13 protein-coding genes are annotated in these 14,161 nt (G+C 43.3%); 4 read left to right on the forward strand and 9 right to left on the reverse strand.

Annotated features, from left to right (window positions below; translation table 11 throughout):
• Positions 1-49: 49 nt before the first annotated feature.
• The 3 genes from INQ51_RS19535 to INQ51_RS19545 all read right to left on the reverse strand — a co-directional run bounded on the left by INQ51_RS19535 (position 50) and on the right by INQ51_RS19545 (position 2,062).
• On the reverse strand, positions 50-859 hold the full coding sequence (locus INQ51_RS19535; RefSeq protein ID WP_233379641.1) for an FRG domain-containing protein: 810 nt from the start codon (positions 857-859) through the stop codon (positions 50-52).
• Positions 860-963: 104 nt separating this feature from the next.
• On the reverse strand, positions 964-1,194 hold the full coding sequence (locus INQ51_RS19540; protein ID WP_233379642.1) for a hypothetical protein: 231 nt from the start codon (positions 1,192-1,194) through the stop codon (positions 964-966).
• A gap of 160 nt (positions 1,195-1,354) precedes the next feature.
• Positions 1,355-2,062, reverse strand: coding sequence for a class I SAM-dependent methyltransferase (locus INQ51_RS19545; RefSeq protein WP_233379643.1), 708 nt, complete (start codon positions 2,060-2,062; stop codon positions 1,355-1,357).
• 116 nt (positions 2,063-2,178) lie between these two features.
• On the opposite strand from INQ51_RS19545, the gene INQ51_RS19550 reads away from it, so the two are divergent.
• Complete coding sequence (locus INQ51_RS19550) at positions 2,179-3,426, forward strand: PQQ-binding-like beta-propeller repeat protein (RefSeq protein ID WP_233379644.1); 1,248 nt, start codon at positions 2,179-2,181, stop codon at positions 3,424-3,426.
• On the opposite strand, the gene INQ51_RS19555 is transcribed toward INQ51_RS19550, so the two are convergent.
• Both INQ51_RS19555 and INQ51_RS19560 read right to left on the reverse strand, forming a co-directional pair.
• Positions 3,416-4,234: a PhzF family phenazine biosynthesis protein gene (locus tag INQ51_RS19555; protein WP_233379646.1), complete on the reverse strand. Its 819-nt coding sequence runs from the start codon at positions 4,232-4,234 to the stop codon at positions 3,416-3,418. The genes INQ51_RS19550 and INQ51_RS19555 overlap by 11 nt on opposite strands.
• A 276-nt stretch (positions 4,235-4,510) precedes the next feature.
• Positions 4,511-6,919: a TonB-dependent receptor gene (locus INQ51_RS19560; protein ID WP_233379647.1), complete on the reverse strand. Its 2,409-nt coding sequence runs from the start codon at positions 6,917-6,919 to the stop codon at positions 4,511-4,513.
• 342 nt (positions 6,920-7,261) lie between these two features.
• Between INQ51_RS19560 and INQ51_RS19565 the strand changes: the two genes are divergently transcribed.
• A complete protein-coding gene (locus INQ51_RS19565) occupies positions 7,262-8,866 on the forward strand; it encodes a fumarate hydratase (RefSeq protein WP_233379648.1) in 1,605 nt (534 codons plus the stop codon).
• An 86-nt stretch (positions 8,867-8,952) separates the two neighbouring features.
• On the opposite strand, the gene INQ51_RS19570 is transcribed toward INQ51_RS19565, so the two are convergent.
• From INQ51_RS19570 to INQ51_RS19585, 4 genes are all read right to left on the reverse strand, one after another.
• Positions 8,953-9,297, reverse strand: coding sequence for a type II toxin-antitoxin system PemK/MazF family toxin (locus tag INQ51_RS19570; protein WP_233379653.1), 345 nt, complete (start codon positions 9,295-9,297; stop codon positions 8,953-8,955).
• On the reverse strand, positions 9,287-9,517 hold the full coding sequence (locus INQ51_RS19575) for a hypothetical protein (protein WP_233379655.1): 231 nt from the start codon (positions 9,515-9,517) through the stop codon (positions 9,287-9,289). The genes INQ51_RS19570 and INQ51_RS19575 overlap by 11 nt, the downstream gene beginning before the upstream one ends.
• A gap of 56 nt (positions 9,518-9,573) precedes the next feature.
• Positions 9,574-10,842, reverse strand: a complete 1,269-nt coding sequence (locus tag INQ51_RS19580) for a metallophosphoesterase (RefSeq protein WP_233379656.1) — start codon at positions 10,840-10,842, stop codon at positions 9,574-9,576.
• Between the two features lie 188 nt (positions 10,843-11,030).
• On the reverse strand, positions 11,031-11,957 hold the full coding sequence (locus INQ51_RS19585) for a glutaminase (protein ID WP_233379658.1): 927 nt from the start codon (positions 11,955-11,957) through the stop codon (positions 11,031-11,033).
• A gap of 229 nt (positions 11,958-12,186) precedes the next feature.
• Here INQ51_RS19585 and INQ51_RS19590 point away from each other — a divergent pair, with 229 nt between their 5' ends.
• Both INQ51_RS19590 and INQ51_RS19595 read left to right on the forward strand, forming a co-directional pair.
• On the forward strand, positions 12,187-12,957 hold the full coding sequence (locus INQ51_RS19590; RefSeq protein WP_233379660.1) for an amidohydrolase: 771 nt from the start codon (positions 12,187-12,189) through the stop codon (positions 12,955-12,957).
• A 378-nt stretch (positions 12,958-13,335) separates the two neighbouring features.
• A complete protein-coding gene (locus INQ51_RS19595; RefSeq protein WP_233379661.1) occupies positions 13,336-14,019 on the forward strand; it encodes an energy transducer TonB in 684 nt (227 codons plus the stop codon).
• Positions 14,020-14,161: the final 142 nt, after the last annotated feature.

Below are 14,161 nucleotides of genomic sequence, written 5' to 3' on the forward strand. Positions count from 1 at the left end.
CAAAGAAAAACTCACCCCGGAATTTTTCACTCTCACTAACGATAACAAATTAGTGGATTTTAGGTTGATAATGGCGTTTTAGCCAGCGTGCCAGTCCGTCCAAGCCCGGAAAAAGAACTCTTTCAGTTATGTTGGCCTGGTCGAGTTTGTCACGTATTTCCCATTTTAATGCTGCCGGAATAATAATGCGCCGGTACACTTCGGGATGTTTCACCAACCAGTCGTCCAAAATGGCGGTTGGACTGGTCATGATCGAAAACAAGGCAAACTGGTTTACAATGCGATCGTCCAACGATGGCGGTTCAAAAAACAACACATGACCGGCACCGATTATTTCATCCAGCTTTTGTACCGAAGGTATTTCCGATTCAAGCAGTTCAACCGTAAAAACATTGCATTTTTCGTAGTCGAGCAAAACTTTAAGGGGGCGGGGGATTTGTTCGTTCACTTTAACAAAGTCCACCTGCCAGATCACTCCGTCAATGTCGAACTTTTCGGTATTGGCTGTGGCAAAGTGCATGGCAACAAAAGGCGAATAAGTCCAGTCTAAAAGTCTGGTCGACAAGCCGTGGTGCTGCGCCAGTACCAAAGCACGAAGTTGTGTGCTGGTTTGGTGGCTTTCTTCGGTGCGGGCGTACTTTCTGAAATTGCGAAGAATGTGGTATTCCAGTTCGGGACGAAGTCCGCAATTTCGGAGAAAACTGTTTTCCAGCTGGTACTGGCAATCCGACAGTCCCCGGAACGCATAATCGCTCCTGAAGCGGCCCATCCCGGGCTTCCATGAATCGTGGTAAACTTCGTTGACCAACTGATCCCAACTCGAAATTCTGATATCGTTGGAGGTGATTTTGCAATTCATCGGTTAAAGATTTTAACTCTTCCGAAGGTAATAAAAAAGGGGATGAAACATCCCCTTTGGTCACTCAATGTGAGTAATGAAATATTCGTCTGTTCTTCGAATGGTTATTCTTTTTCAAGTATTTTATCCGTAGGGCAACCACCGTTTACAGTGTCTTTGGCCGGTTTATCAGCTTCTGCTTCCTTGTAATCAATTGCTTTTTCGGGTGCTGCAGGTTGAGCTTTGTGAACAATTATCTTCTCCACGGGGGTGCTTCTTTTTACAAAATCAAACTTATTGCTGATTTTTAATCCGAGGATATAAAAGATGGAAGAGATAAGGATGATTGTTTTCATTGTCGATTTTCTGTTTTCGAATTTCTCATGCAAATTATGTAAATCACTTAAAAGTCAGAAATGATTTCGGTGAATAAAGCCCGTTTTTCTGCAAACGACACGTTTTTTTCTACGAAATGAAAATTTCAAGGATTAAAATGCATTATCAATCAGGAGGAAATCACTTATATATCTCAAGTTTGGCCAAATAATCGTAATGTTCACCTTTAAACATCTGCTCACATTTAAAACCGGTTTCCATGGCTGTTTTTTGCAATAAGTTGAAATCGATGAAGAGCCAGTCGAATGCTGATTTGATATTCCGGAACGATACTTCGTACTCCATTTCTCCGTAATATCCATCGTTTGACAGGTCGATCCACATCGAGCCGTCTTCTTCTTCAAAAAGATATTTTATGTCGGAGGAATCAATCAGAATTTGCCCGCCTTCGCTCAACAAAGGTTTTAAATGAAAAAGCAGCTTTTTTAGCCCGTTTACCGTACCGCCGATTCCGGCACCGTTCATCAGCAGCAGGATGGTGTCGAATTGGGCACCTTCAAATTCATAAATATCGGAGGAGATCGTTTTTGGGATACCCCGGGTTTTCATTACTTCCACAGCCAGTTCCGATTGTTCAAGTGCAGTTACATTCTGCCCCCTGTTTTGCAGTACCAGGGCATGACAACCGGCTGCAGCTCCCACATCCAGAATGCTGCCCCTGCACAATTGCAAAGCCTTTTTTTCCAATTCGGGCATCTCGCTTTCATTCCTGAAAAAATAGGAAACCGGGATGTTTTCATCTTCGGTGTAGTTTGAATTTACCACGAGGTCAGGGGCTTTCCCCTTTTCGAAATACTCTTTTATTGCTGCGCCAAACGGATCGTTCATCAGTACAAAATTTTAATGTGGAATTTTATCGGGTGCAGACTGTAATTTCTGACCACCGCGAAGATACAAATCCTTTGATAAATATAAATTTGGCACTTCTTACAAAAACCAAAACAATGAAGTATTTCTTTCTCCCTGCCCTTATGTTCCTGTTTATGATGGCTTCGTGCCAACAGCAACCCGAAATTTCCGATTGGCGTGGTCCCAACCGTGACGGCATTTACACAGAAAAAGGGCTGATGCAAAAATGGCCGGATAAAGGCCCGGACTTGCTTTGGTCGGTCAAGGGACTAGGTTACGGGCATAGTTCTGTCGCAGTTATTGGCGACCGTGTTTTTGTTACGGGAGTGAAAGATACGATTGCTTCCATGGGGGCTTTGTTTGTTTTTGATGCACAGGGAAACCGGCTGTATGAAAAAGAATACGGGAAGGACTTCAGCCTGAATTTTCACGGGACCAGATCTACTCCGGTGGTGGTTGACGACTTGATTTACATTGAAAGCGGAATGGGAGCTGTTTACTGCCTGAACACTGAGAATGGGGAAGAAGTATGGTCGAAAGATTTTATTCTGGATTTTGGAGCAGATTCGGTTATTCAGTTTGGAAATTCAGAGTCGGTTTTGATCAACGGTGATCATCTGATTTGTGTCCCCGGAGCGCGGGAAAACAACGTTGTTGCCTTGAACCGCTTTACCGGGGAAACGATTTGGAGTTGTGCTGGAGAAGGAGAGATTGCCACTTACAATTCGCCCATTTTAATTGAGCACAACGGCCTAAAACTAGTAGTTGCGATGACTTCAGAATCGGTTATGGGAATTGATGCGCAAACCGGTGAAAAGTACTGGCGCGTGGAGCAGGTGCAGCAAAACCGGATTCATGCCAACACACCCTTGTATGCCGATGGAAAGATTTTGGTGGTTACTGCCGGTCGCACAAAGAATTCGGGCATGGTGCAATTTCAGTTGTCAGAAGATGGGAAAAGTGTTTCTGAAGTGTGGCGAAATAATAAATTCATTAATTTGATGGGAGGCTTAATTCAGATGGATACCTGTTTGTATGGCTCGTCGTATCTGAAGAAAGACTGGCAGGTGATCAATTGGAACACCGGAGAAACAATGAATCAGAACAAGGAATTTGGTGGCGGATCAGTTATTTATGCCGATAAGCGCTTTTATTGCTATGCCGAGCGCGAAGGAGAAGTGGCCCTGGCAAGAGCTGATCCTGAAGGATTTGAAATAATTAGCCGTTTTAGCGTGCCTGAGGGAACAGCTGAGCATTGGGCACATTTGGTGATTCACAACGGCGTTTTGTATGTGCGCCACGGCGATTCTCTAATGGCTTACAACATAAAGGCTAAAGCGTAATTTCACCCTGTAAAAAGGTAACCGCTTTTCCACCGATCTCCACCCGTTCGCTTAAATGCCGGCAATATAAAATACCGCCTCGTTGGGAAACCTGTTTGGCGACCAGTTCTGTTTTCCCGAGTTGTTGAGCCCAATACGGAATCAGCATGGTGTGTGCCGAACCGGTAACCGGGTCTTCGTTAATGCCGACAGCAGGTGCAAAAAAACGCGAGACAAAATCGTATTTTTTGGAAGCTGCAGTACAGATTACGCCACGGGTTTGGGCGTGTACCAACCAGTCGAAATCGGGTTTCAATTTTACAATGTCCTTTTCGCCTTCAAAAATCAGCATCAGATCATTGCGCCCTTTAATACACGATTTAGGATTGACGTTAAAAGCTCCCTTCATGGCCGCCGGCATGGGTATTTCTTCGATGGGAGAGCTTGGAAAATCAAGTAAAATCAGGCTGTCGTTGTTGCTGACACGCAATGTGCCGCTTCGCGATTCAAATGCGATTTCCTTTTTGGAATACCCCAGATGATTGAAAAGCACATGAGCCGAAGCCAGTGTTGCATGTCCGCAAAGATCAACCTCGGCAAGCGGTGTAAACCAGCGAATTTCAAATCCGTCACCATTTTCACAAAAGAAAGCCGTTTCAGAAAGATTATTTTCCTGCGCAATTTTTTGCAGCATTTCGTCGGGTAACCACTTTTCCAGCGGAACAACGGCCGCCGGGTTTCCCAAGAACACCTGGCTGGCAAAGGCATCTACTTGAAAAACAGGGAGTCTAATCTTCTGAAAAAGATGTTTAGATGTATCTGATTTCATCACTGCTACAGTTAGTTCGTCGTGAAATATTATGCAACTTATTAATTATTATTGAATTACGGAAATGTAGAGTGGAGATGGACTCTGTTTTTATCTTAATTTTTCAGAAACGAGGACCAAACGCGGCGTTCTTCTTTTTGAAAATCAACATTTTCAATGATTAACACTCTAGTTTATTAAGGACGAGCCTGAAAAGATTAGTGCGAATGAAGTTGAACGCATCAATTACTTCAATCCTTTCAGGCTTTATTAAGTTGATCGTATCCGACTAAAATACTAGAATTTAACGGTCAGTTTTAAGTTGAACTTTCTGCCGGTAAGGTAGTTGGGTACCGCAAATTGGTCACCGTAAATGCTTGAAACCCAGAAATAGGAAATCGTATTGTTGATGTCGAGCACGTTAAATACTTCGAGGCTCAGCCACATGTCGGTAATGTGTTTGAAAAACGGAGCTTCGCTTGGGTTGGCTGCACTGATAAACACTTTCGAGAATCCCAGGTCGATACGTCGGTACGGAGGCATTCTGAAAACATCCTGATAACGTTCGCCGTTGGGTGGTCCGGCTGGAAGACGTGCCCCGTAAAAGCCCGACAACTGCATGCGATAGCTGGGATTACCCGGAAGATAGTCCTGGAAAAAAAGGCTGAAATTCATCCACTGGTCGGTAGGACGGGGGATCATGCCGTGGCCGTCGCCTTTTACGTCTTCCCTGGTTTGCAGAAAGGACAGACTGGCCCACGATTGCAAGCCGCTCACAAATTCGCCGTTTACTTTCATATCGAGCCCGGTGGCATAGCCGGTAGCTTCCTGTTCGCCCAAATAACGAATCCGCACATTGTCGACCTGGTAGGGAACAAGGTGACTCATGTATTTGTAGTAGGCCTCGGTGGTAAAGCGGAACGGGCGGTCCCAGGCAGAAAAAATCAGGTCGCTTCCGCCAACAAGCTGAAACGACTTTTGAGCCTTCGAATCGTAATTAATGCTGCCGTCGCTGTTTTTCAGCTCTTTAAAGAAAGGCGATTGGTGGTACATTCCGGCCGATAAGCGAAACGACATTTTCTTTTCCCACTCGGGGTAATAACTCAGTGTCATCCTCGGACTGATCAGCAATTCATCGTTAAAATCCCAGTAGTTAAAACGTACTCCTCCTGTCAGGTAAAGATCGCCACTTTTTACAGGGACACTCCAGGTATCCTGCACATAACCCGTAAAGCGATTGGAACTCAGCTTGTTTTTGGCATTCAGCGTATAATAAAGAAGCACTTCAGAATCAGAATAAGGAATGGAATAACCGGCAGAATCGCGGTAGATCCATTCGTTCAGCTTGTCTTCAATTTTTTCGTGCTGGTATTTAATTCCCCAGTTAACGAGGTGCTTTTCCGAATTAAAAGCTCCTTTGTGCGAGAAACTGTAAACGGTGGCATTCAAATAATTGCGGGCATGGTTCAGAAAAGTTCCGACTCCCAGGTTTAATACACTGTCGCCAAAATCGCCCGAAGCCATGTTGCGCTCCAATTGGTTGAGGTAATATTGCCCCTGAATGTCGTAGGTTTCTTCTTCTTTGGCATGATACGCTGAAGCAATAAATTTCAGGTTCAGGTTCACCGACGGATGGTAGTTAAAAGTTACCGCGCCCAGATAGGTTTTAAAGACATCTTCTTCCTGTCCGCTAAAATAGATCTTGGTATTCAATGGGTTTTGCCAGGTTCCAAAGGTGGTTTCGCGTGTTTGAGGAATAAAATTATACTGGTTTTGAGCAATGTTTCCTAAAAATGAAACATCCAGCTTTTCCGAAACCTGATAGCAAATGTAAGTTTGAAAATCCAGAAAATTTGGATTGTATTCGCCTTGTTCATCAAGGCTCCCCAGCAGGTATCTGTTGGTTTTATAACGGATCCCGGAAATGTGCGATAGTTTTCCGTTCAAAGCCACATCTTCGAAATGAGCAGAAGCCCCCAGCATACTTGCGGTTGCCGATCCTTTAAAATCGCTTGGTTTTTTGTATTTGATATCGAGCACCGACGACATTTTATCGCCGTATTTTGCATTAAAACCGCCGGCCGAAAAATCGATGGTGGAAACCATGTCGCTGTTGATAAAACTCAGTCCTTCCTGTTGTCCCGACCGCACGAGAAACGGACGGTAAACCTCCACATCGTTTACGTACACCAGGTTTTCATCAAAATTTCCGCCACGCACGGTGTATTGCGAACTTAGCTCGTTGTTGGATGAAACACCCGGCAAGGTTTTTAGCATGGTTTCCAAAGCCCCTGAAGCATTGGGGATGATATTGATCACCCTAGGGTCGATACTGGTTAAATTGCCGCCGTTACGTCGCTGCTCTTTCACCACAATCTCGGCCAGTTCCAGGTTTTGTTCGGGCATTACAATCTCCTTAATGACCGTTTCTTCGGGTTTTGCATATACCGAATCCTGAAACGTTTGATAGCCCAGCGATGAAAATACAATGGTTAAATGTTTTTGTGCCGGAATACGCAACAGAAATTCTCCGCGTGCAGTAGTGGTCGTACCCAACGTAGGATACTCTTTAATAACAATATTGACCATATCGAGCGGAACTCCCTTAGTGTCTTTCAGGGTTCCTTTTAGCGTTGCATTGTTGCTTTGGCCCAAGGCAGTAAAAGCCACAAGAAGAAGGCAGAGAATAGAATATAGTTGCTTCATAAGTGCAAATCTACAAATCAGGTTCTATTATCAACTTCTTATTGTTAAATTAATTGTGAATGAAGGTCTAAAAATTTAATTGTCTCGTGTATTTTGTTGTGCCCGGCCAGTCGTCAGTTCTATAGGGAACTGCTGGCAGATCTTTTTTATTGGGCAAATTCTGGCCGTCAGGATTAACAGCCACACCGGCAATGACTCGTATCTCAGACTGCTGATTTTCATTCAATGGTAAATTGCGAGCCTTGATTTATTTTAAATTTATGGTCAGTAAAAGTTTAAAAGAAAGACAAACCAACGAATAGTTTTATCTTTGAAGAAATTTCATTTTAAACCGATTTTACCATGGCAGATTTTAAATATCAAAAACCATTTCCGATTTTAAAAGACGATACCGAATACCGCTTAATTACCAAAGATTATGTTTCTACGGTTGAAGTGGACGGACGTAAGATTTTAAAGGTGGAGCCGAAAGCATTGGAAGTATTGGCAAAAGAAGCTTTTTCTGATGTTTCTTTTTACCTGCGTGCTGCTCATCTTGAAAAACTGGCCAAAATTCTGGAAGATCCGGAAGCAACCGATAACGACCGCTTTGTGGCACACACCATGTTGATGAACCAGGCAGTGTCGGCAGAAGGTGAACTTCCAACTTGTCAGGACACCGGAACGGCTATTGTACTTGGGAAAAAAGGCGAGGATGTATACACAGGAGCAAACGATGCTGAATATTTATCAAAAGGAATTTTTGAAACTTATGACGAGCGGAACCTTCGCTATTCTCAGGTAGTTCCTTTTACGATGTTCGACGAGAAAAATACAGGTACCAACCTTCCGGCACAGATCGATATTTATGCCGAGCAGGGTAATAAATACGAATTTCTTTTTCTGACAAAAGGTGGTGGTTCGGGAAATAAAACATACTTGTATCAGCAAACCAAATCGTTGCTGACCGAAGAAAACCTGACCAAATTCGTAAAAGATAAAATTATGGATCTGGGTACTTCTGCCTGTCCTCCTTACCACCTGGCACTGGTAATTGGCGGAACTTCGGCTGAAGCTACGCTGTCTGCCGTAAAAAAAGCTTCGGCGGGTTATTTCGATCATTTACCAACCGAAGGAAACGAAGGCGGACAAGCTTTCCGTGATCTGGAGTGGGAAGAAAAAGTGACAAAGATTTGCCAGGAAAGTGGCGTAGGTGCTCAGTTTGGCGGAAAGTACTTTGTACACGACGTTAAGGTGATTCGTTTACCGCGCCACGCAGCATCTTGCCCGGTTGGTTTGGGAGTTAGCTGTAGTGCCGACCGCAACATAAAAGCCAAAATTACAGAAGACGGAATTTTTCTGGAACAACTGGAGAAAAACCCGGCACGCTTCCTTCCTTCAAAGGCTCCGGCTATGCAGCCCGCAGTAGATATTGATCTTGATCGTCCGATGGAAGAAGTGCTGAAGGAGCTTACAAAATACCCGATCAAAACCCGCCTGAATCTGAACGGTACTTTGATTGTTGCGCGCGATATTGCGCATGCACAAATCAAAAAAATGCTGGATGAAGGTCAAGCAATGCCTGAATATTTCAAAAATCACCCGGTGTATTATGCAGGACCTGCCAAAACACCCAAAGGCATGGCTTCCGGAAGTTTTGGGCCAACCACTGCAGGACGTATGGACCCGTATGTGGATGAATTTCAGGATCACGGTGGTTCGATGATTATGCTGGCCAAAGGCAACCGCTCGCAAGCTGTTACTGACGCGTGTAAGAAGCACGGAGGTTTCTACCTGGGATCAATTGGCGGACCGGCTGCAATTCTGGCTAAAAACAGCATCAAATCGGTTGAAGTAGTGGATTTCCCTGAATTGGGGATGGAAGCTGTTCGCAAAATCAAAGTGGAGAATTTCCCTGCTTTTATTATTGTGGATGATAAAGGAAACGACTTCTTTAAAGCACTGTAATAGATTTTTTATATGATATCAGGAACCGTTCTTCGTTTGGAGAGCGGTTTTTTGTTTCTCAGCAGGTGTTAAGAAAAAATGTCAGACTATAAATCCAATACAATTGAAATATTTTCTTTTATCTGATCAACAAGATCATTGGGCAGTTTTCCAATTCGTTTAATCAATCGTTTATTGTCGATAGCCCTGATCTGATCAATCATGATATCACAGTCTTCGTGCAAGTCGGCCTGACCTTTTTTTAGATGGACCCGAAGTATTTGTGATTCTTTATGAATATTTGTTGTGATGGGGCAGACGATCGTCGAAAGATGTGGAATTTTATTTAGCAAGTCGGTTTGAATAATTAAAACCGGTCTTGTTTTTCCGGTTTCTGTTCCAATCTGAGGATTTAAATCGGCAATCCATATTTCAAATTGCTTAATCGACATTGTCAATTTCCTCAAAATCTTTTAAAGCAGTCATGGAATCATCTTTTACCAGTTTCGACTCCATTTTTAATCTATCCTCAATCAAACGGCGTTTCTGAATTTTATTATAAAATTCCAATGCTTCGTTGATGTATCGGTTTCTTGGTTTCTTAATTTTTCGGAGAATTTCCTCCGTATCCCCAAAAATTGTGTCGTCTATTTTCAATGATACTGTTTTCATTGATGTAAAATTGTATATACCAAAAGTACTTCTTTTTTTGATGTGATACAAGGCATTTAAATCAACTCGATTACCGTAATTTCGGGTGGCATTCCAATTCTTCCCGGAAAACCAATGTAGCCAAAACCCCGGTTCACATACAGGTATTGCTTGTTTTCTTTATAAAGGCCTCCCCAACGCGGGTATTTGTACTGAACGGGGCTCCATTTTATTCCGGCACGCTCGATGCCAAACTGCATTCCGTGTGTGTGTCCCGAAAAAGTAAGATCAATATTGGTTTTATCTAAAACCTCGGCATCCCAGTGCGAAGGATCATGGCTCATTAATAGTTTGAATTGATTCGCATCCGTTTCAGCCGTCGCTTTCTTTAAATCTCCGTGTTGCGGGAAGGGTGGTTTTCCCCAATTCTCAACTCCAATCAATGCAATCTCTTCGCCGTTGATTCGAATGTTTTCAGATTCGTTTAGCAGTAAGCGAAAGCCCATTTTTTTATGAAACCCTTTGATTGCTTCCAGGTTTTTGGCCTTTTCAGCGGGTGATTCCCATTCGGAGTAATCGCCGTAATCGTGATTTCCCAAAATCGAATATTTCCCCAGGCTAGCTTTCATTTGAGAAAGTACAGGCGCCCAATCGTTGGTTTCTTCAGCAAAATTATTGACCAGATCGCCGGTAAAAAGAATCAGGTCAGGTTCCTGTTCGTTGATAAGTTCTACTGCTTTGGCAACCTGGTCAAACTTTCGGTTAAAACTGCCCAAATGCATATCGGATATATGAACGATTCTCAATCCTTTAAACGAAACCGGTAGGTTTTCGAAGCGGATTTTCTCGCGCATCACCCTGAAATTGAATTTTCCTTTTGTAACTCCGTACAGAATGGACGCAAAAGGAATGGCTGCTAAAGCCAGCCCCATTTGGTACAAAAATTCTGATCTCCCCATTTTTCTCCCCGTATAAACTTTTGTTTCCTTTTTGTTGACACTCTTTTTTAACCAGTCAATTATTTTGCGGATACCCAGTTGAATGTCTTTGATCAGTACAAAGACAATAAACACAAACTTCGGAAAATAAAAGAGCGCAAAGCCTGCCATCAGGTAGCCGGCGTAAAGGTATGCTTCCGATTGTTTTACGTGCTTGATACCCAGCATAAACACAACAAAACTTGCGAAAATTAACATTGAAATTCCCCAGAAGGTTGTGGTTAACAATAACTTAATTCGATTCATCCGTATCCGGGCGATCAGTGGTTTTATGCCGCGCCATGTATAAAAGTCGACGAGCAACATAAAAATTAACAGGGGAATCAATAAAAATATACTGGCTCTCATTTACAGGTAATTCTTTTCGGTTAGCGATTCAAACGGTTCAACTTTTAAAACTACATACTATTACATTGCTAAAAACAGGTTTATTCTGAAAATGTTGTTACGGGTAAACACTATTCCTGCATTTTGGTGAATGACAAATAACAAACAGGAAACATTGGTCTGTTTGTTTGTGCGCAAGCCTCGTTGGTTTAAAATATCGATAGTTCGGTGCGGGTGGTGAACAACTCCAGGAATTTCATGCCGCGGTACGAATTTCCTTTGAGGTTGAGTTTTGGACTCCACACCGCAATGCAGTAATTTTCGGGATGGATGGCCACAATACCTCCACCAACACCGCTTTTCCCGGGGAGTCCTACCTTAAACGAGAATTCACCCGATTCATCGTAAAAGCCGCAGGTTTGCATCAGGGCATTTAATCGTTTGGTTTGACTCATGCTAAGCAAAGAGGCACTGTTGCGGGACACATGATGCGTATCTACCAGGTACATGAAGGTTTGCGTCAGCTCGCGGCAGCTCATTTCGAGCGAGCACATGTTAAAGTAGAAATCCAGCACTTTGTCGGGTTCGTTCCGGATGTTCCCATACGATTTGATAAAGTTGCAAAGCGCAATATTTCGGTAGCCCACCGACTTTTCAGAGCGGGCAATTCCGGCAGAATACTCCAGGTCGGGGTTTCCGCTCAGTTTGCGTACGAAGGCGAGAAAATCAACCGGAGCATCCTTGAGTTCGCTGATCAGCATGTCGCAAATGACCAGTGCACCTCCGTTGATCAGCGGGTTGCGCGGAATGCCGTTATCGGTTTCCAGTTGAATGAGCGAATTGAACGGCGTACCCGATGGCTCAACACCCACCCGTTCCCAGATTTTATCGCCCAAAATGCTGTAAGCAAGGCTCAGCGACAAAACCTTTGAAATACTTTGGATGGAAAAACGGGTTTCCCAGTCGCCGGTTCCAAAACCTTTGCCGTAAAGAGTGGTAAGATAAACGCCGAATTTCTCCGGATCTACCCCCGATAATTCCGGTATGTACTGTGCCACTTCACCGGTGTTTTCTTCGTTTTTAACCGCTTCAAATATCTCGCTGATGATGGTGCCGTAATCTATTCTTGTGGTCATTATGTTTTTGTTCTTGCACGATGCCGCGCAGTTTTGTTTCCTGATTAACGGAGGTGAAGATAAAAAGCACAGTGCTTGTGAATTATGAGTTTTGTCGGGATTTGTACGAAAATAAGAAGGAATACCCGAATAATTGTTAATTTACACGTTGAACTTGTTCAGCCTGTTGAGTAGCGTATCCGGAATTTAATTATCATAAATAAAGAGCGCAAAGGATAAAATAAATACCATGGAAAACCTAAAAATAACCATCGTTCAACCCGACATTACTTGGGAAGATACAGCAGCCAATCTGGAAAAATATTCGCGTTTGCTAAAGGGGGATGTTCAAACAGACCTGATTGTGCTGCCCGAAATGTTTACGACCGGTTTTTCCATGAATCCGCAAAAGTTACAAGAGCCGATGGACGGCCCCACGATCAACTGGATGAAGAAACTGGCGGCGGAAAAGGATGCGTCGGTGCTGGGGAGTGTGATAATTGAAGAGCAAGGCCTGACTTACAACCGGGCGGTGTGGGTTTTCCCTGATGGGAACTTAATGAGTTACGACAAACGGCATTTATATACAATGGGGAAGGAGCACCTTCATTATGCATCCGGTCGCTCGAAAACCATTGTGGAATACAAGGGATGGAAGTTTTGCCCCCTGATTTGCTACGACCTTCGTTTTCCGGTGTGGGCGCGTAATGCCGAAGACTACGATGTGTTGATTTACATGGCTAACTGGCCGTCTCCGCGGCATCATGTGTGGAAGAACCTGCTGGTGGCGCGTGCCATCGAAAATCAGTGCTACTGTATCGGGGTAAACCGCTCGGGCTCTGACGGCGCCGGATTAAGTTACCTGGGAAACTCAGCCTGCATTTCGCCCAAAGGCTTTGCTGATTTCCTACCCGAAGAAGAAAGTGTGCAGACTTTTGAAATTTCGTACGATGATCTCCATAAATTCAGGAAAAGCTTTCCGTTACTTGATGACCGGGATCACTTTAAAGTTGAACTGTGAGCGTAATTTGTAGCTGTTTTTACAATTGCTTGTGATTGGTAAGGGCTTGTCAACAGCTATTCTCAATCGATTATCTGTAGTTTTATAAACTTCTTTGTCCTTCTTTATGTCAAGCCATCCTGAGCTCTCTTTCATATCGTCTTGTACTTCGAAGCACGGCACAGTTATTGTTAAAAAGTGTTTAAATTAAATTGAAAGAACCTGCAGAAAACAAAGTCAGGAAATCATCGGTTCAATTCAAGTTATTTTTTTCGTGAGTCAGTCATTCTTCCTTACAGATTTATGTTAATATACTATCTGTGAGTGGTTGAGTGATTTGAAAAGAGGGTATAACAAACTGAGCGGTAAAAGTATTGTTAAACCAAATTTTTAAGAATCATGGAACGAAAAAAATCATTGAAAGCAGATTTGGAAGGAAAACGAAACACCTTCTTTCTCATTGGGTTGGTAGTAGCATTGGGGCTGGTTTTTGCAGCATTCGAATGGACTTCCAAACCCCGGAAAGCCGAACTACCAAGTGGAACTCCTGTTTATTTCGTGGAAGATGAAATTCCTCCGGTTTTGAGGGAGCCCAAAGAACAAGCTCCGGAACCGGAGAAGCCTAAGGTCATTGAACTCATCAACATTATCCCCGACGGAATTGCCATCGCAGAAGATCCAATCTTCGATTTAGGAGAACCGGGTGATCCTGTAATTGTTGATTTGTCTGCGTTTCCTTCGGTTCCGGCAGATAAGCCCGAAGAACAGATTTTTGTGAACACAGTTGAAGTACCTGCCGAATTTCCCGGTGGCGAGCGTGCCTTGTACAAATACATCAGCGATCACGTGAAATACCCCATTATTGCCCAGGAAAACGGGGTACAGGGAAAAGTTTATGTAAACTTTGTGGTGGATGAAAACGGCGATGCGATTAACGTAACAGTGGGGCGTGCCGGAGATGCTTCGCTGGATGCGGAAGCCATACGCGTAATTGAAAGCTTGCCTCGTTTCCGGCCTGCCAAACAAGGTGGAAGGACTGTTAAGGTGTACTACACTGCTGTAATTTACTTCCAGTTACAATAGTCTATCTTATTACTAATGTATTACTTAACTTTTTTGAATTTAAATTGTAAAACATATAACTAATAAATTAGTTTGAGAACTAAATAATTAGTTATATGTTTGTCTCAATGAAATCAGTTACAAGATTTAGTTTATAGTGGTT

The sequence above is a fragment of the Maribellus sp. CM-23 genome, assembly GCF_021354595.1.
Classification (GTDB): domain Bacteria; phylum Bacteroidota; class Bacteroidia; order Bacteroidales; family Prolixibacteraceae; genus Draconibacterium.